Here is a 1,212-nt window from a genome sequence, read left to right on the forward strand (position 1 = left end):
GGGTTGTCTCAAGAAGCGACACCGAGAGAGATTCGGAGTAGCGAAGTACGGCTTTCACTCGCGAGTCTCCCGTCGAAGCGTCTCTTAGAGGACGCAACCCCCACGGTTCGGGCGATGATTAGTACGTTGCTCGCGACGAATCTGAGCCTTAGCAAGACAGAGTTAGCCGAGAAAGCGGGAATCTCGACGCAGTCGGTTCGGAACCACTTACCGACACTTGTAGCAATGGGGTTAGTCGACGAGACCGAGGGTCAGTGCCGACTGAACCTTTCGTTCACAGACGAGCAAGAACGCCACAAGCGGATTCTTCCATCGTTCATGCTGACCGAGTCGTTCACTCGAGACGTCCTCTTTGAGACGCTAGAAGCGCTTGATGAGTTGACCGAGGAGGTAATCGAGATATGGGTACAATGCGGACCTAACGGGCTACCGGACATCGACCGTCTCCATACGATGTACGACTGGGTAGACTGGGTACGTCCCTTACTGTCGAGTCTAACCGAAGAACGAGACGAGACGGTTCAGACGCTGTCTATTGGGCCGGAGATTGCACAGCAACCCCTCACGGAGGCAGGTTCGTGATTGAACTAACCTTTGGTAATATGTTCGTGATATGCGTTGTATTCGGGTATCTCGTAATCTCGTGGTATCTCTCGAGACAGTACGTTCATGATTAGAGTAGGGTCGACGAACTCTGAACCTATGAATCGCGGTCGGACAACAACCCCCCATGGAATCTTGAGGCAAGAGACAAACACGGACCACATGAACCCCCATGAGTAGTAAGATGAATTACGGTCGGTTCGGGCGATGTACCGCGACAGCTAAGAGTACGGGAAAGCGGTGTGGTCGACCAGCAATCGGACCACATGGGAAGTGTGGGTTTCACGGGGGCAAGAGTAGTGGACCGAAGAATACCGAGTACCTGGAGGAAAACGACTTTGCGAGAGGTAACTCGGGTGGGGGAGCGCCGAAGCTCAACACGAACGCGGTTCAGTCTGGTGCGTGGGTCGACCTCGAGAAGCTCGAGGCGCGACTCTCCGAGAAAGAACGCGACGACGTCGAGCGTACGACCGAGGCATACCTCAAGCGGGCGACAGCGGACCTTCCCGAGGACGAGCTACAAGCAAAAGCGCGAGAGATTGCATTACTCCAAATTCTCCGGTTTCGAGCGACTGGTGACGTCTTTACTCGGGGGTTTGCGTGGGAAGA

The 1,212-nt window shown here is 54.7% G+C and carries 1 protein-coding gene and 1 pseudogene; both read left to right on the forward strand.

Annotated elements, in window-relative coordinates:
• Positions 1 to 582: pseudogene (locus C457_RS20840) on the forward strand (transcriptional regulator); the annotation flags it as partial.
• A 193-nt stretch (positions 583 to 775) separates the two neighbouring features.
• Positions 776 to 1,212, forward strand: a 437-nt coding sequence (locus C457_RS20805) for a hypothetical protein (RefSeq protein ID WP_083864258.1), incomplete at its 3' end; no start/stop codon positions are given.

Origin of the sequence: Haloferax prahovense DSM 18310 (assembly GCF_000336815.1) — an archaeon.
Taxonomy (GTDB): domain Archaea; phylum Halobacteriota; class Halobacteria; order Halobacteriales; family Haloferacaceae; genus Haloferax; species Haloferax prahovense.